Here is a 16,248-nt window from a genome sequence, read left to right on the forward strand (position 1 = left end):
GCCGGGCGCAGGTCGTCGGGAGGTCCTGTCGTCAGGTCGTTCCGCAGAGCTTCATGGTCCGGCTGAGAAGAACTCCCAGACTCACCTTGTCACCGCCCTCGCCGCTCGCGCGAACCGGTGCGACGTCGTCGTAACCGGCCTTGCGGGCCCGGTCGTTGAGCGCGTAGGTGGTGCCGTCGGGAACGGTGATGACGGCCTGGCCGCCCTTGCGGCACTCGGCGGTGCCGCGGTCGACGGTCAGCGGCCACATGAAGCCGAGGTTCTTCTCGGTGATCACCTGCTTGGTGGACGTCGGACTGGGCAGGGGCGTCGGCTCGTCGCCGCCGGTATCGGTACGGCCGCCGCCTCCGCAGGCGGCGAGCGCCAGCAGGGCCAGGCCGGTGAGGGCGGTTGCCGTGGTGAGGGCGATCGGGCGGAGCCTCTCGGTCGTGTTCGGGCGGAGCTTCTCGGTCATGTGTCGGCCACCTCGTTCCGGAGGGTGCGGGTGTGGTGGGTGTGGTGGAGTGCGCTGTCGGCGGCGAGCAGGGCGGCGTAGCCGTCCTCCAGGGACGGTTCGACCGGGCGCGCGCCGCCCGGTGGGGTGGCGGTGACGACGCGGTACTCGGCCTCTCCGGCCGTACTGACCGCGCTCACCACCTGGGCGCCCGGCGGGGGCCCGCCGGCCGGGCCGTCCGAGCGGACCACGTAGGTGTAGCCCGCGGCCTGGCCGACCAGTGCGGTGGTGGTGTCGTGGAAGACCAGCCGCCCGGAGGCGAGCACGGCCACCTCGGGGCAGGTCTGGGCGACGTCGTCGAGGATGTGGGTGGACAGCAGGACGGTGCGGCCGCCGCCGAGTCCGGCGAGCAGGGCGCGGAAGCGCATCCGCTCGTGCGGGTCGAGGCCGGTGGTGGGCTCGTCCACGATCAGCACGGTCGGGTCGCCCATCAGGGCCTGTGCGATGCCGACGCGTCGGCGCATGCCGCCGGAGAACCCGGCGAGCCGCTCGGCGGCCCGGTCCTCAAGGCCGACCTCGGCGAGCCGGTCGTCCACCTGCCGGCGGCGATCGCGCTTGTCGTGGACGCCCTTGAGTACGCCGATGTAGTCGAGGAACTCCCGCGCCGTCAGGTCGGGGTAGAGGGACAGTTCCTGCGGCAGATAGCCGAGGGTGCGTTTGGCCGCGGTGAGTCCGGCGGACGTCGACAGGTCGTGCCCGGCGACGAGGACCCGGCCGGAGGTGGGGCGCAGGACGCCGGTGAGGATGCGCAGCAGGGTGGTCTTGCCGGCGCCGTTGGCGCCCAGCAGGCCGACGGTGCCGCTGTCGATGTGGAGGTCGACGGCGTCCAGCGCACGGCGCCCGCCACGGTAGACCTTCGTCAGCGCTTCCGTGGTGATGTTCATGATGCTCCGTGTCGTCGGATGCGGGCGACGAGATGGCCGAGCGCGGAGCAGGCCAGGGCCGTCGCGAGGACGAGGGCGAGGTTCAGCAGGGCGGTCGTGTCGGTCGCCTCCGGGCGCAGTGCTCCGGTGCCCTCCCGGGCGGCCCACACCTGCGGGGCGTCCGCCCAGGCGACCAGCGGATAGCCGCCGAGCGGGGACAGTACGGTGCCGGTCGCCGTCGGTACCGGTGAGAACTCCGGCGGGAAGTGACAGGCCCACAGCCACAGCACGACCAGCACGGCGCGCGCCGCGGCCACCGGCATCAGGACCCCCAGCAGACCGGCGAGCGCCGTGGCGAGCGCGGCGGCCGGGAGTACGGCCGTGAGCAGGGCCGCGGCCGCCGAGCCGAGCGGCGCCGGTGAGCCCTCGGTCGCCGAGATCACCGCCGCGTACAGCAGGAACAGGGCGGCGACCGGCGTCACCGCGGTCAGGAACGGGCCGGCGAGTGTCCCGGCCGTGCGGGAGAGCGGTGACGCCGGGGTGGCGGCCAGCAGTTCGGGCATGCCGCGGGTCTCCGCGCCGCGCCGCAGCCGGTCGGCGAGCGCGATGCCCACGCCCAGCGAGCAGAGGGTGTTGAGGAGCACCGCGGCGGCGCCGGTGCGGGCCGCGGGATCGTCGTGGCCGGTGACGGCGGGCGAGGACACGGCGAGCAGCAGACTCAGCAGGGCCAGCGGCAGAACCGCGCCCCACACGACTTTGCGGCGGGCAGCCATCAGCGCCTCGTACCGCAGGGTCCACAGCAGAGCGGCCATCACATCCCTCCGTCGGCGGCGTGCGGATCGGCGGCCCCGCCGAGGCGGGCGCCGGGTTCGAGGGCCCTCAGGGCCCGGGCGGTGAGCAGGGCGCCGAGGAGCAGTTCGGGCAGTGCCTGTCCGGCGCCCTCGGGCAGGACGCGGTCGAACAGCAGCAGCTTCGCCAGTACGGCCGCGACGACCAGCCCGGTGGCGGGCGCGGGCGAACCCGACCGCACCGTGGCCCACACGGCGGCGCCGCTCAGCAGGACGGTCAGCCCGGCCAGCTCCAGCAGCACGGAGCCCGGGTCGAGCGAGTCGTCCCCGGTGACGCTCAGCAGGGTCACCAGGGCGACGGCCGCGAACGCCGTGACCGTGGCCGGCCAGCTCAGACGCCGGGCGACGGTGAGGGGGTAGGGGGTGGGCAGCGACAGGTGCAGTTCCAGCGCCGGTTCGCGTGCCACGACGGCCGCGCAGGCCAGTGCCGTGGCGGCGGGCAGCGCACAGCTCAGCAGGGTGCGGCCCAGCAGCATGCCGGTGCCGGGGCCGGCGGTGCTCGCCAGGTAGGCGAGGAGTGCGGCGGCCGGCGGCAGGATCACGGCCTGCCTTCCGCAGCGGCGTGCTTCGTACGCCCACCACGTCGCAGCGGTCATGTCGCGGCTCCTCCCCCTTTCGTCCGGCCTCCCGTTCGGCGCGGGAGGTGTACCGCCGCCCGCGGCCGGACTCGGGGGTCGACCTGCCCCGGAACGGCGGTACACCCAGTACGTAGCGGCGCGGGCCGCGGTGGTTCACGACTCGGCCTACCGGAGATCGCGGTGAGCCCGCGAAAGGCGCGCGGTGGCGGGATCCGACAGCACGCACGATCCGGTGAGCCGTGAGAACCGACGGTCCGCACGATCCAGGAAGCCGGGAGAGCCGACAACCTGTGAGGTCCGAGGTCCGAGGACCGAGGGGGCGCGTAAGCCGTCGGCCCGTGCCCGTGGGGTCCGTCGGCCCGTGCCCGTGTCCATGGGATCCGTGCGTCCACCACCGCTACCGCGAAGGGGCGTTGCCCAGGAAGGACCGCATCGCGCCGACCGCCCATCCCAGCAGGACGACGGCGATGGCCAGCGTCCACGGGGTCGTCGCCAGCAGGGGGTCCAGGAGGGCGTCGAGGGGTGTCGCGACCAGGCCCTGAGGGCCGCTCAGTACGCCCAGCAGCCACAGCGCGCCGCCCGCCGCCGAGCCCGCCGCCGGACTGACCCGGACCGAGACCGCGAGGGCGCAGGACGCCGCCAGCAGGGATTCGCCGAGCCAGGAGGAGACGACGTGCCACCAGCCGGGTGGGCCGTCCACCAGGGTCGAGCAGACCATGGCCAGCGTCACGTCGACGCACAGCACCACCGTCAGCCGGGCGAGGAACACCGCGGCGGGCGGCACCGGGAGGGTGAAGAGCAGCTCACGCCTGGGGTCCCAGCGGGGCGAGGCCGCCATCAGGGCGCCGAGCATCACCAGCAGCACCACCACGGCGGTGAACAGCCGCAGGCCGAACCGTTCATGCACCTGGACCGAAGCCAGCAGGGCCGCCCCGACGAACGCGGCGGCGCTCAGCGGTGCCCAGCTGCGGGGCATCAGCACGGCCTGCCGGGCGACGAGTTGCCAGGTCGTCCGCCAAGAGGGGCTCGGGGCCGGGGCGGCGGGGGCCGGGGCGGGCACGGCGGCGGCCCGGGCGGTCGACGGGGCGGTGGACGGGGCGTCCTCGGCGGCCAGCGCGGCGCCCAGCAGGGCGTCGAACGAGGGCGGGGCGACGGTTCGTTCCGCCTCCCGCGCCCGCACCGCCGTACCGATGGTCCGCCAGACCGCCATCCTCGTACGGCAGTCGTCGCAGCCCGCCAGGTGCCGGCTGTGCAGCGGGTCGGGTGATCCGGGGCCGGCCAGGCGGGCCAGGGTGTCGTCCGTGAGGTGTTCTGTCGTCATCGTCGTTCCGCTTCTTCCAGCCGCCTGGCGGCGAGCATGCGGCCGAGCCGCTGCCGTGCCTGGGACATTCTGCTCTTGACGGTGCCCACCGGGATGGCGAGCGCGGTGGCCACTTCGGGGTAGGGCAGTTCCTCGACGAGGACCAGCGCGAGCACTTCGCGCAGATGCCCCGGCAGGGTCTCGACGGCCGTCATCAGCTCGGTGTGCTCGGCGTGCCGGAGGATCTGGTCCTCCACGCCCGGCGCCGGGTCCGCCACGTCCTGCGCCTCTGCCAGGTCCGCGAACTGCGGTCGGCTGCGGCGCAGTTGGTTGTGGGCCTGCCGTCTGGCCACCCCCATGACCCACCCCTTGACCGAGGACTCGCCCCGGAAGGCGGCCGCCGAGCGCCATACGGCGAGCCAGGTCTCCTGCAGGATCTCCTCCGCCACCCCCTGGTCGGAGGTGAGTCTGCGGATCAGGCGCAGCACGGCGGCGGCATGCCTGTCGTAGAGCACACGCAGGGCGGCTTGGTCACCGTCGGCGACGGCGGAGAGCAGGTCTTCGTCCGGACACACACCACGTACGTATCCAAAAGCGCCGCACCGGTTCACGGGTTGCGACAGCTTCCGGCGATTCTGGCCGGAACTCGATGGACGGGCGAGCCGTGCGTGACGGCTGCCACGCGACTGCCAACGCTGCCAATCCAGCCGAGATCGGTTGTTCCGCCCGGAACGGCCGTGGTTCGGTGATGTCCGGATCGCGATCCACGCACATTTGTTCGAAGAATCTCACGAAGGAGTTCAGCATGGGCATCAACGTCCCTGCCGTGTCCTACAACGACACGGACCTGTTCGACCTCGACGTGGAGATCGGTGTCGAGCAGTCGGTCGCCGGTCCGGCCATCACCAGCGTCTCGTGGTGCACCCCTGGCTGCACCAGCGAGGGCGGCGGCTCCGGCTGCAGCCACTGCTGCTGACGGCTGACGGCCGACGGCTGAGAAGTCGACGAGCCATGGGGCCGGGGCGCCCCGGCCCCATGGCCGTTCCAGAAGTCGAAAGGGTCGAAGAGGGGGACATCGTGGGGGAAGAAGCAGCACGAGAACAGAGCCCGTTCGAGGCCGGAGACGTCTTCCTGTACCGGGCGCCCCTGGCACCGCACGGCGCCGGTCTGCCCCTGCCCGCCGCGGGCCCCCGGGATCTGGCGGCCTGCGCCGACCTGATCGGCTCGGTCCCCGCGGACACCGAACTGAGCGAGGCCCTCGACCTGGCCTCCCTCAGCCTCAGCGCGATGGTCCGCCGTGTCACCGGGCGCGGCACTGACGGCATCAAGGCGGGCCAGCTGCGCCGGGCCGCCCTGGCCGTGCTGCGCTACGACATCCGGATGCGTACCCGGCCCACCCCGTTCGGCCTGTTCGCGGGCGTGGCGACGGGCCGGTTCGACTCCACCGCGAAACTGGAGCGGGGCGCACGGCACCGCACCCGCACCCACGCCGACATGCAGTGGCTGACCAGGATCGGCCACCGTCTCGAACGGGACCCGGCGGTGCTTGCCGCGCTCACCGTCCAGGCCCACCAGGCCCTGGTCGTACGCGGCGACCGGCTGGTCCTCGCCTCGTCGTCGGCGCAGGGCGTCCGTCTCACCGAGGGCGGCGAGACCCGCTCGACCGTGTCGGTGCGCCTGACGCCCGTCGTGGAGCGGGCCGTCGCCGAGGCCCGGGCCCCGCTGCCGTACGACGACCTGGTGGCGCGCACCGCCGCCGCGTTCCCCGGTGCTCCCGTCGAGCGCGTGCGTGGGCTGGTCGCCGAGCTGGTGCGGCAGGAGATCCTGATCACCGGGCTGCGCCCGCCGCTGGACGGCGGCGACCCGCTGGACCACGTACTGAACCTGCTCGCGTCCGTGCCCGACCCGTCCGAGGAGACCGGGCGCATCCACACCGCGCTGCTGGCGATGGACGACGAGCGCCGGACGTACGACGCGACCGCCGTCGGTGCGGGGCGGGAGCGGCTGGAGCAGCTGCTGAGGACGGCGCGTGCGATCGAGCCCGACGACACGCCCCTGCACATCGACACCCGGCTCGACACCACCCTCCATCTGCCCCATGCGGTACGGGAGTCGGTCGAGCGGGCCACCGGTGTGATGTGGCGGCTGTCGCGGCCCAAGCTGGGGCTGTACGCCCTGCGCGACTACCACCGCCGGTTCCTCGACGTGTACGGCGCCGACCGGCTCGTACCGGTCCTCGAACTGCTCGACGAGTCCACGGGCCTCGGCGCTCCGGCCGGCTACGGCTGGCCCAACGGCGACACGCCTCCCGAGCCCACGCCCGATCCTCCGCGTACCGCCCGCCGGGACCGTGCGATGGCCCGGCTGGTCGCCGCGGCGCAGCGCAGCGGGCGGCGCGAGGTCGTCCTCGGCGACGCGGACCTGGACGCGCTGTGCCACGACACCGCCGACCCGGCCGAACTGCCCAACTCCGCGGAGGTGACGGTGCAGGTCGTCGCGCCGTCCGTGGAGGCGCTGGACGACGGGGACTTCCGGGTCTTCCTGTCGCCGTCGCCGGGCTCGCACCGGGCCGGTTCGACCTTCGCCCGGTTCGCCGACCTCGATCCCGGCTGGCGGGCGGAGTTCGCCGCGCTGCACCGGGCCAATCCGGTCCATGTCCAGGACGCCGTCGCCGTCGACCTGGCGTTCCGGACGCGCTCGGGACGCGCCGCCAACCTCGCCCACACCACCCCCGCCACCGGCCGCCGCGTCTCCGTGGGCGTGCCCGATCTGCCCGGCGTGGAGGAGCTGCGCCTCGCGGACATCGGCATCGGCGCGACCCTGGACCGGCTGACCGCCGTGCACATCCCGACGGGCCGCGAGATCGTGCCGGTGCTCGGCAACATGGTCAGCGCCCCGGCCCAGGCGCCCAACGCCGTACGGCTGTTGTGGGAGATCGGGCTTGAGGGGCAGCGGCTGTGGGAGCCCTGGAACTGGGGGCCGCTGGCCGACGCGCCGTTCGTGCCGCGGGTGCGCTACGGCGACTTCGTGCTGGCCTGCGCGGTGTGGCGGCTGGACGAGCTGCGGGAGCGGGCCGACGCCGGTAAGGGTGAAGGCGCCGCGAAGGCTGCCGACTGGGACGCCGCGGTCGGCGACTGGCGGGCCGGGTGGGACGTACCCCGCCATGTCCTGGCCGTCACCACCGACCAGCGGCTGCTGCTCGACCTGGACGACGCCTGGCACCGTGAGCTGCTGCGCGACCAGGTGCTGCGCCACCCCGATCTGATCGCCCAGGAGGTCCCCGGCGAGCACGAGGGATGGCTCGACAGCCCGCTCGCCGGGCACGGCGTCGAGCTGGTCGTGCCGCTGACCCGCCGGGAGAACGGCGTGCCCCGGCGCCGCCCGTACGCCGGCCGCCACCAGCCCGAACGCACCGTGCACGGCCTGGGCGGCGAATGGCTGTACCTCAAGCTGCACCTGTCGAGCCGCGCGCAGGACGACCTGCTGCGCGACCACGTCCCCGAACTGGTGGACCTGGCGGGGCGGCAGGGCGCCGACGGCTGGTTCTACATCCGGTACACCGACGAGGCCGGTCACCATCTGCGGCTGCGCCTGCACGGCGACGCCGGGGCGCCCGAGCGGTTGTGGGGTTCGGTCGCGCCCGCCGTCGGCGCCCTCTTACGGCGCTGGCAGCGGCAGGGCCTGGTGCGCGGGCACGTGCTCGCGCAGTACGACCCGGAGACCGAGCGCTACGGCGGTCCGGCGGCGGAGCGGCTCGCCGAGCGGGTCTTCCAGTACGACAGCGAGGCCGCCGTGGCCCTGCTGCACCTGGCCAAGGACCCGGGCAACCACTTCGGCGTCGACGATCTCGCCGTCGTCTCCTGCGCGGCGCTGGCGCACGCCTTCGGTCCGCCGCCGCCCGGACACCCCCTGGTCACCGAGGACTTCGGGGACGACGCGGCGGCGTCCTGGCTCTCCATGACCGGCACCCGCCGCGACCTGCCGGCCGCCTTCCGTACCCGGTCCGCCCACTGGCGCCGCCTGATCGACCCCTACGACGGCTGGCCCACCCTCGCGGACGACCCCGCGGGAGCCCGCGCCCTGGCCGCGCTGACCGCCCGGGACGACGCCGTGCGCCGACTGGCCGCGCTGGTCCGGGAGTCCGGTGACAGCCCCGAGGGCCGGGTCGTGGGCAGCCTGCTGCACATGGTCTGCAACCGCCTGTTCGGCGGTGAGAGCGCCCGCGAACTGACCGTGCTCGGCATCGCGCGCGGTGCCGTACAGGACAACTTCCACCGCCGGAGCCACGCATCATGACCACCACCGAGCTGAGCACCCGGGAGGCGGTGACCCTGGTCGCCGACCGGCTCGCCGACCCCGCGCAGGTCGCCGCGATCGCCTCCCGGGACGACAACCGCGACCCCATCTACGACTCCGTGATGTGGGGGCCGATGACCCTCGCCAACGGACTGCCCGGCGTCGCCCTCCTCTACGGGGAGCTGGCCCGCACCGACGGGGCCTGGCGGCCTACGGCGCACCGGCACCTCGCCGCCGCGGCCGGGGCGATGAACTCCGCGCCGAGCCGCGGTCTGTTCTCCGGCCCCGCCGCCCTGCTCGCCGCCGCCCAGACCTGCGCGGGCCCCGAGGGACACTACGGCGCCCTGCGCCGCAAGCTCGCCGCCTGGGTCGCCGACGACCAGCTGACCCGGCTCGGCACCTTCCGCGACCGTGCCGCGGACGGCGGCAGGGGCGTCGACTGGGCGGCGTACGACCTGGTCAACGGGGTGTCGGGGACGGCCCGGCTGCTCCTCGACTCGGCCGCCGACCCGGCCGAGACCGGCCCCGACGTGGAGTCCGCGCTGACCGACTCGCTCCACCACCTCGTACGCCTCACCGAGCCCGTCCTGGTCGACGGCCACGAGGTGCCCGGCTGGTGGGTGCCCTGCGAGCTCCAACTCGGCGAACGTGACCGGCAGATGTACCCGCGCGGCGACTTCAACCTGGGCCTGGCGCACGGCATCGCCGGACCGCTCACGGTGCTCGCCTCGGCGTACGAGGCCGGGCACCGGGTCCCCGGGCTGGTCGAGGCCATGGAGCGGATCGCCGACTGGCTGCTCGGCTGGACGCTGCGCGACCCGGCCGGGACCTACTGGCCGGCCCGGGTGAGCTGGGACGACGAACTCGCGCCCGAACGGCCCCGCGAGCTGTTCACCCGCACCGCCTGGTGCTACGGCGCGCCGGGTGTCGCCGCCGCCCTCTGCCACGCCGGGACGGTCCTCGACCGGCCGCTGTGGCGCACGGCCGCCGTGGACGCGCTGCATGCCGCACTGCGCCGGGACGAGTCGCTGTGGGCGATCGAGGGCGCCACCGTCTGCCACGGCTACGCCGGGCTGCTGCGGGTCGTGACCCGCGTCGCGCACACCACCGGCGACCCCGAACTGCTCGCCGGACGCCCCCGGCTGGAGGACAAGGTCCTCCAATGCGCCGACGAGGAGGCGCCGTTCGGCTTCCGCCACCTGATGCGCTTCCCGGCCGCCGCGCTCTCCCCGGTCCCGCACCGGGCCGTGAACACGGCGGGGATGCTGGAGGGCGCGGCGGGCGTGGCGCTGTCGCTGCTGCCGGTGGATCCGGGACCGTTGCCGTGGGACCGCACGCTGGGACTGGCCTGAACGCCGTGGAGCCTGAACCGCCGGAGGAAATCGACATGTCGATCCATGAGCCAGACGGGCCAGGCGTGGCGGCGGCCGCCGCACCGGCCTTCGCGCTGACCGACCTCGTAGTGCGCTACGGCAAGGTGCGCGCCGTCGACGGGGTGTCCATCAGCTCTCCCCCCGGCCGTATCACCGCACTGCTCGGCCCCAACGGCGCCGGAAAGTCCTCCCTGCTGGGCGTGCTGTCGACGGCCGCGCGCCCGGACGCGGGCTCGGTCCGCATCTTCGGGCACGACGTGCTGTCGGCGCCGATGGCCGCGCGCCGCCGCCTCGGGCTGGTCTTCCAGGAGCGGACCCTCGACAAGGAACTGTCCGTGGAGCGCAACCTGTGGTTCCACGCCCGGCTGTTCGGGATGAAACGGGCCGACGCCCGCGCCCGCATCGACCTCATGCTGGACCTGTTCGGCCTGACCGACCGCCGCCGCCAGCCGATCGAGGAGCTGTCCGGCGGCCTGGCCCGGCGGGTGGAGATCGCCCGCGCCCTGCTCCACCGCCCCGGCCTGATCATCCTCGACGAGCCCACCAACGGCCTGGACCCCGCCGCCCGCGCCACCGTCTGGGCCGACCTGCTGCGGCTGCGCGACCGGCTGGGCGTCACCGTCCTGTACTCCACGCACTACATGGACGAGGCCGAGTACGCCGACGAGATCGTCATCCTGCAGAAGGGGCGGGTCGTCCGGCAGGGCAGCCTGGAGCAGCTCAAGAGCAGCCTGGACTCGTCCCGGATCGTGGTGAGCTGCGCGGACGACGAGGCCGCCGCCCGCCAGTTGCGTGCCGCGGGCTTCGACCCGCTGATCGAGCCCGGCGGAGTCGCCGTGCACTGCGCCGACCCCGAGGCCCGGATCGCGGAGGTGGTCCGCGCGCTCGACGTACCCGGCCTGACCGTCGCCGTACGCCATCCGTCCATGAACGACGTCTACCTGGCGGCCGCGTCGGGATCCGGCGGTTCGCAGATCGGCGAGGACAGCCACGACCGACAGGAGAGTGTGAGCACCCCGTGACCGCACACCCCATGACCGCGACCACCGCACCCGCCGCCCTGGAAGAGGGACGGCTGACCGTCGCCCTGCGCGCCATCGGCGTCATCGCCCACCGCGATCTGCTGCGGCAGGTCAAGAAGCCGGGGATGCTCGTCAGCCAGGGCGTGCAGATCCTGTTCTTCGTCCTCGTGTACGCCGTCGGCTTCAACGGCATGATCGGCTCGGTCGGCTCGGTGTCGTTCAGCGCGTACGTCTACCCCGGGATCATCGCCATCCAGGTCGTGTCGATCGGGGTCGCCTCCGGCCAGACATACGCCTGGGACCGGGAGTACGGCGTCCTGCGCGAACTCCTCGTCGCCCCCGTCCCCCGCATCTGCCTGCCGCTGGGCAAGGTGGCCGCCGGGGCGGGCCTGGTGACCGTGCAGAGCGTCGTGATGCTCGCCTTCTCACCGCTGACCGGGGTCGAGCTGACACCGGGCCGGTTCGTCGCGGCGGTCGGGGTCTACGCCCTCACGGCAGTCATGTTCAGCGTCATCGGCCTGTGCCTGGCCACCGTCATCAAGCGGGTGCAGACGCTCCAGGCCGCCGTACAACTCGCCATGTTCCCGATGCTGTTCCTCTCCGGCTCGGTCTTCAGCGCCGAGGACGCGCCCACCTGGCTGGCCTGGATCATGCACCTCAACCCGATGACGTACGCCGTCGACCTGGCACGTCAGACGCTGCTGGGCGGCGGCGGGCTGCTGCCCTGGTGGGTGGATCTCGGGGCGCTCGGGGGGATTCTGGCGGTGGTGCTGGCGGTACTCCGGGTGCGCAGTGCGCGGTGAGGGGGGTGCGATGAACTGGGCTCCGTTGCCGTCGCATGCGCGGGCGGACGTGGTGGACGTGGCGGACCCTGCGGTTCTGCTCGGGGAGGACGGGGCGGCGGAGCAGGTCCTGGCGGGCGGGCTGCGGTGGATCGAGGCGCAGTTGGAGTGGTTCGAGCCCGCGCGCTGGGAGGAGTTTCTGCCACGCCGCCCCTTCCGGCCCGGGCCGCTGCTGGAACTCCTAGGTCTGGTAAGGGTGTTGGACCGCGTGGGTGTGCTGTCGAAAGAGGCGCCGCTCGCGAGGGGCGCACTCGACCTCGCCGTGCGCGTGGCCGCCGACCCGTCCTTCGAGGCCGGGCTGCGCCGGGCCGACGAGTACTTCCCGTACCACCTCAACCTCATCGGTCTGCTGGAGCTGCTGGGCCGCCCGCAGCCCACGGGGCGCGCGGTGTGCGAGGCGCTGCTCGCGGCGGACGCGGGCGCCCACGCACAGCCGTACAAGCCGGTGCTCAACCGCCTGGAACTCCGCTACTTCGCCGACCGCGGCGGCTTCCCGGCCCCGGCGTCCCTGCCCGGCCCGGGCGCGCTGCTCGCCGAGAGCATCGCGGGTCTCGACCCGGACGTACTCCAACTGAGCGAGAGCGAGGTCTACGCCCTGACCCATGTGGTCTTCTACGCCACGGACTTCGGCCGGCACAGCCTCACGCTCGCCGCGGACGAGGCGACGGGCCGGCTGCGCGAGACCGTCCGTGTCCTGCTCGGCGTGCACCTCGCCCGGGGCAGCCTGGACCTTTTGGCGGAGCTGTTGCTGTGCACGGCGGCCCTGGAGGAGAGCCCTGGGCCGCGCACCGGACACCTGCCCTGCGCAGGCTGGAACGCCCTCGCCCGCGCGGCCCGCCCGGACGGCGCCCTGCCCAGCCCCGTGCACCGGCCCGAGGTCCTGGCCGGTCTGAGCGACGCCAAGGCGGCGGCGTACGTCTTCGGGACCTGCTACCACACGACGACGGCGGCGGTGCTGGCGGCGGCGGTACGGAGACAGCGCGGCGAGGTGGGACAGGGTTCCGACGCCGACACCCCCGCTGCGGACGGCGCCCAGCCCCTGCCCTGCGCCGCCCCTCACGCGATCCGGACATGGGCACGAGAGGTGTCCACGACCGCGCGCACCGCCCCTGCCGCCGTACGGGATGCCTGGACCGATCACCTGGACCCCCTCCTGGCACTCTGCGTCCAGGCCCGCGACCCGGGTCTGCTGGCCGAAGTCCTGTACGCCGCCGAACACCTCGGCCGTGCCGGCCATCCGACCCCGCGCAGAGCGGCGGCGCTGCTCGCGGCGTGGGGCATCTGAGGTTCACAGCGCGAACTCCGCCCATACGACCTTGCCGGGGTTCCGCTCCCCCACTCCCCACTTGTCTGCGAGCGCACCGACCAGCAGCAGGCCGCGACCGCCTTCGTCCGGGGCGTCGGGGTCGTCGGGGATTCGGGGGACGCCCGTTCCGCTGTCGTGGACTTCGACGCGGAGGACGTGGCCGTCGTAGCGGACGCGGAGGAGGAAGCCGCGGCCGGGGGGAGCGCCGTGGAGGAGGGCGTTGGTGGCCAACTCGCTTACGCAGAGCAGCAGATCATCTGTGCGGGGCCAGTGGTCGAGGTGCCAGTACTTGAGCGCTCCTGCCGTCAATCGCCTGGCAGCGGGGATGGATTGACGGTGGCGGGCGTAGAACTGGTCGCGCTGGACGAGGGGTTCCCTTTCGGTAATCACCGTAGGAATGTCGCGCAGAGTCAGTAGTGTGCATCAGTGCGTGAGCCCGTACAAAAGTTTTGTACGGGTCCGCGCTGAGTCGGTGCGGCAGCCGTGGGGAGTTAGGCAGTCCATGAACACCAAGAAGCTGTCACGGACGAAGAATCAGTCGACCATGCGCATGCTCGGCAAGCAGCTGCAGGCTGCCCGCAAGGCGGCGGGGTACACACAGAACGCTCTGGCCCAGGCAGTCGAACTGGCCGAGGAGACCATCGCGGCGATCGAGCAGGGCAGGCGGTCGCTGCTGCCTCCCCTCGCCGCCACGCTGGACCAACTCCTGGACACGAAGGGCATGTTGGTCGCAGGCATCGAGAACCTGCCGGAGATCGATCAGTTTCCGCTCAACGCAGAGCAGTTCAACGTGCACCTGCGCGAGGCCATCGCCATCTCCTGGTACGAGTGCGTTGTCCTGCCCGGTCTGCTCCAGACTCCGGAGTACGCGGGCGCCGTGTTCCGGGAGCACGTACCCGCGTACGAGAAGGCCGTGATCGAGGCCAGGACGACGGAACGAATCGACCGTCAGGAGATCCTGCGTCGGCCCTCACCGCCAACGCTGAGCTTCGTCGTCTGGGAGCCGGTGCTCCATCTCCACATCGGCGGGGCGGAGATCCGCCGCGCTCAACTCCAGCACCTGCGCGAGCTCACCGAACTCCGGCAACTCGTCCTACAGATCCTGCCTCTTGACGCGCCCTCGCACGCTGGTCTGGCAGGCCCGTTCACCATCCTGGAGACACCGGACCACCAGCATCTCGTCTACGCCGAAAGCCAGCTTGGCAACCACTGGATCGCCGACCCGAACGAGGCGGCCAACAGGGCACACAAGTATGCGATGCTCCGGTCACAGGCCCTTTCCCCTCAGGACTCCAAGAGCTTGCTCGACCGTCTGCTAGGAGAACGATGACCAGCGCAACACTCCAGTGGTTCAAGTCCAGTTACAGCTCCGACTCAGGCCAGGCCTGCCTCGAAGTCGCCCTCACCCCCGGCACCATCCACATCCGCGACTCCAAGAACGACCCCCAAGACAGCCCCACCCTCCAGGTAAGCCCCGCCGCCTGGTCCGCGTTCACTGCCGCGAGGTAAACGCGGTCGCCCGCGCCCGCTTCTCCCACCCGGCGATATCCCCGCGCACCTGCTCCAGGTGACCGAGCACCGCATCGACCCCGTCGTCGCCCAACGGCAGCCGCAGCGGGGTCTTCTCGGACTTCAGCGCGGCCAGAATCAGGGCCGCGGCCTTGGCCGGGTCTCCCGGCTGCGTGCCGTCGCCGCCCGAGACGAAGCCGCGCGTCTGGCTCACCTTGGCGTACCGGCCGCTGTCCGTGCTGACCCCGGCCCGCCCGGTCTCGAACAGCGACGTGCGGAAAGAACCCGGCTCCACGATCAGCACCTTGATGCCGAACTCGGCGACCTCGTCCGCGAGCCCCTCGGACATGCCCTCCAGCGCGAACTTGGTGGCGCTGTACGCCGAGAAGCCCGCGAAGGACATCTGCCCGCCCATGCTGCTCATCTGCACGATCGCTCCGGCCCGCCGCTCCCGCATATGCGGCAGCACCGCACGTGTGAGGGCGGCGGGCCCGAAGACATGCACATTGAACAGCTTGCGCAGCTCGTCCTCGGTTGTCTCCTCGAACGCGCCCACATGGGTACGGCCCGCATTGTTGACCAGCACGTCGATCCGCCCGTGCCGGGCGATCACATCCCGTACGGCCGTCTCGGCGGCGCCCGTGTCACCGACGTCCAGCCGCAGCGCCTCCACCTGGTCGGGGTGGGCGGCCACGAGGTCGTCCAACCCCTCGGGCCGGCGTACGGCACCCACCACCACGTCGCCCTCGGCGAGCGCCGCCTCCGCGATGGCCCGCCCGAAGCCGCTGCTCGCGCCGGTGATCAGCCACACCTTGTTCATGACAGCTCCTCGTATCCGCCTGTGCGTACCAGCCTGCTGCGGTACGGGGTTGCCCGTCCAAGACCCGCGCTGATAGCCGATGGTTATGACCATGGACGTTCATGTGCGCGACCTGCGCTACTTCGTGGCGGTGGCCGAGGAACTGCATTTCACCCGGGCGGCCGAGCGGCTGTACGTCTCGCAGCCCGCGCTCAGCAAGCAGGTGCGCGCGCTGGAGCGGCAGCTGGGCGCGGAGCTGTTCCGGCGTGACCCGCAGGGCGTGACGCTCACGGAGGCGGGCACGGCGCTGCTCCCCCACGCCCGCCGCGTGCTGGACGCCTGGTCGGAAGGGTCGGCCGCGTTGGAGGACGCCAGGGCGGCGGCGCGCGGCACGCTGGTGGTGGGCATGAGCACCAGCCCCGGCCGGGGCGGACTGCTGCCCGCGATCCGCTCCCGCTTCACCGCCGCCCACCCGGACACGGTGCTGCGGCTGCGCCAGGTGGGCTGGGCGGACCCCACGGCCGGGCTGGCGGACGGTGACGCCGACGTCGCCTTCGTCTGGCTGCCGCTGCCGGACGCCGACCGCTACGCCTGGACGGTGCTCGCGGAGGAACCCCGCCTGGTCGCCCTGCCGGACACCCACCCCCTCGCCTCCCGTCCGGAGGTCGACTTCACGGACCTGCTGGACGAACCGTTCCTCGCGCTGCCGACGAGCGCGGGACCGTTGCGTGACTACTGGCTGGCGCTGGAGGAGCGGGGAGGCCTGCCGCCGCGCATCGCGGCGGAGGTGGCGGGCACGGAGGAGACGTACGAGGCGCTGGTCGCGGGGCTGGGGGTCTGCCTCGTGGCCACGGGCAACGCTCCGCTGATCACCCTGGGCGGGGTGGTGACACGTCCCGTCCGGGGGCTCTCGCCGAGCCGTTACGCCCTGGCCTGGCGGCGCGCCGACCAACGGCGGCCTCTTGTGCGGGCGTACGCGGAGGCTTGCCGACGGTCGAAGGGCGGGGCGTGAGCCCTAC

The 16,248-nt window shown here is 73.0% G+C and carries 17 protein-coding genes; 9 read left to right on the forward strand and 8 right to left on the reverse strand.

What is annotated here, in order from left to right; genetic code table 11:
* Nucleotides 1-31: 31 nt before the first annotated feature.
* The 6 genes from ACFWYS_RS21915 to ACFWYS_RS21940 form a co-directional block, all read right to left on the reverse strand.
* Nucleotides 32-454 carry a DUF2511 domain-containing protein gene (locus ACFWYS_RS21915; protein WP_384771365.1) on the reverse strand — a complete coding sequence of 141 codons (423 nt, stop codon included), beginning with the start codon at nt 452-454 and terminating at the stop codon, nt 32-34.
* Nucleotides 451-1,377, reverse strand: a complete 927-nt coding sequence (locus ACFWYS_RS21920; RefSeq protein ID WP_384771368.1) for an ATP-binding cassette domain-containing protein — start codon at nt 1,375-1,377, stop codon at nt 451-453. The genes ACFWYS_RS21915 and ACFWYS_RS21920 overlap by 4 nt, the downstream gene beginning before the upstream one ends.
* Complete coding sequence (locus tag ACFWYS_RS21925; protein ID WP_384771371.1) at nt 1,374-2,168, reverse strand: hypothetical protein; 795 nt, start codon at nt 2,166-2,168, stop codon at nt 1,374-1,376. Before ACFWYS_RS21925 ends, ACFWYS_RS21920 begins: the two co-directional genes overlap by 4 nt.
* Nucleotides 2,168-2,800, reverse strand: coding sequence for a hypothetical protein (locus ACFWYS_RS21930; protein WP_384771374.1), 633 nt, complete (start codon nt 2,798-2,800; stop codon nt 2,168-2,170). The genes ACFWYS_RS21925 and ACFWYS_RS21930 overlap by 1 nt, the downstream gene beginning before the upstream one ends.
* Nucleotides 2,801-3,179: 379 nt before the next feature.
* On the reverse strand, nt 3,180-4,103 hold the full coding sequence (locus ACFWYS_RS21935; protein WP_384771376.1) for a hypothetical protein: 924 nt from the start codon (nt 4,101-4,103) through the stop codon (nt 3,180-3,182).
* Nucleotides 4,100-4,657 (reverse strand): RNA polymerase sigma factor, encoded by a 558-nt coding sequence (locus ACFWYS_RS21940; RefSeq protein ID WP_384771379.1) that lies wholly within the window; start codon nt 4,655-4,657, stop codon nt 4,100-4,102. The genes ACFWYS_RS21935 and ACFWYS_RS21940 overlap by 4 nt, the downstream gene beginning before the upstream one ends.
* A 230-nt stretch (nt 4,658-4,887) precedes the next feature.
* Here ACFWYS_RS21940 and ACFWYS_RS21945 point away from each other — a divergent pair, with 230 nt between their 5' ends.
* From ACFWYS_RS21945 to ACFWYS_RS21970, 6 genes are all read left to right on the forward strand, one after another.
* On the forward strand, nt 4,888-5,058 hold the full coding sequence (locus ACFWYS_RS21945) for a gallidermin/nisin family lantibiotic (RefSeq protein WP_272124186.1): 171 nt from the start codon (nt 4,888-4,890) through the stop codon (nt 5,056-5,058).
* Between the two features lie 101 nt (nt 5,059-5,159).
* Entirely contained in the window at nt 5,160-8,378 is a 3,219-nt protein-coding gene (locus ACFWYS_RS21950; RefSeq protein ID WP_384771383.1) for a lantibiotic dehydratase, read from the forward strand.
* Nucleotides 8,375-9,730, forward strand: coding sequence for a lanthionine synthetase C family protein (locus ACFWYS_RS21955; protein WP_384771385.1), 1,356 nt, complete (start codon nt 8,375-8,377; stop codon nt 9,728-9,730). The genes ACFWYS_RS21950 and ACFWYS_RS21955 overlap by 4 nt, the downstream gene beginning before the upstream one ends.
* A gap of 35 nt (nt 9,731-9,765) precedes the next feature.
* Entirely contained in the window at nt 9,766-10,773 is a 1,008-nt protein-coding gene (locus ACFWYS_RS21960; RefSeq protein WP_384771388.1) for an ABC transporter ATP-binding protein, read from the forward strand.
* Nucleotides 10,770-11,576 carry an ABC transporter permease gene (locus tag ACFWYS_RS21965; RefSeq protein WP_384771391.1) on the forward strand — a complete coding sequence of 269 codons (807 nt, stop codon included), beginning with the start codon at nt 10,770-10,772 and terminating at the stop codon, nt 11,574-11,576. Before ACFWYS_RS21960 ends, ACFWYS_RS21965 begins: the two co-directional genes overlap by 4 nt.
* A gap of 10 nt (nt 11,577-11,586) precedes the next feature.
* A complete protein-coding gene (locus tag ACFWYS_RS21970) occupies nt 11,587-12,900 on the forward strand; it encodes a DUF6895 family protein (protein WP_384771394.1) in 1,314 nt (437 codons plus the stop codon).
* A gap of 3 nt (nt 12,901-12,903) precedes the next feature.
* Here the strand turns inward: ACFWYS_RS21970 and ACFWYS_RS21975 are convergent, their stop codons facing one another.
* Nucleotides 12,904-13,311, reverse strand: coding sequence for an ATP-binding protein (locus tag ACFWYS_RS21975; RefSeq protein ID WP_384771397.1), 408 nt, complete (start codon nt 13,309-13,311; stop codon nt 12,904-12,906).
* A 112-nt stretch (nt 13,312-13,423) separates the two neighbouring features.
* Between ACFWYS_RS21975 and ACFWYS_RS21980 the strand changes: the two genes are divergently transcribed.
* The gene (locus ACFWYS_RS21980) at nt 13,424-14,251 is read left to right on the forward strand and encodes a Scr1 family TA system antitoxin-like transcriptional regulator (protein WP_384771400.1); all 828 of its coding nucleotides are present in this window, start codon (nt 13,424-13,426) and stop codon (nt 14,249-14,251) included.
* Entirely contained in the window at nt 14,248-14,430 is a 183-nt protein-coding gene (locus ACFWYS_RS21985; protein WP_384771403.1) for a DUF397 domain-containing protein, read from the forward strand. The genes ACFWYS_RS21980 and ACFWYS_RS21985 overlap by 4 nt, the downstream gene beginning before the upstream one ends.
* On the opposite strand, the gene ACFWYS_RS21990 is transcribed toward ACFWYS_RS21985, so the two are convergent.
* Nucleotides 14,414-15,250 carry an oxidoreductase gene (locus tag ACFWYS_RS21990; protein WP_384771406.1) on the reverse strand — a complete coding sequence of 279 codons (837 nt, stop codon included), beginning with the start codon at nt 15,248-15,250 and terminating at the stop codon, nt 14,414-14,416. The genes ACFWYS_RS21985 and ACFWYS_RS21990 overlap by 17 nt on opposite strands.
* Before the next feature lie 85 nt (nt 15,251-15,335).
* Between ACFWYS_RS21990 and ACFWYS_RS21995 the strand changes: the two genes are divergently transcribed.
* The gene (locus ACFWYS_RS21995) at nt 15,336-16,241 is read left to right on the forward strand and encodes a LysR family transcriptional regulator (protein ID WP_384771409.1); all 906 of its coding nucleotides are present in this window, start codon (nt 15,336-15,338) and stop codon (nt 16,239-16,241) included.
* Nucleotides 16,242-16,248: the final 7 nt, after the last annotated feature.

The sequence above is a fragment of the Streptomyces sp. NPDC059010 genome (assembly GCF_042740355.1).
Lineage (GTDB): Bacteria > Actinomycetota > Actinomycetes > Streptomycetales > Streptomycetaceae > Streptomyces.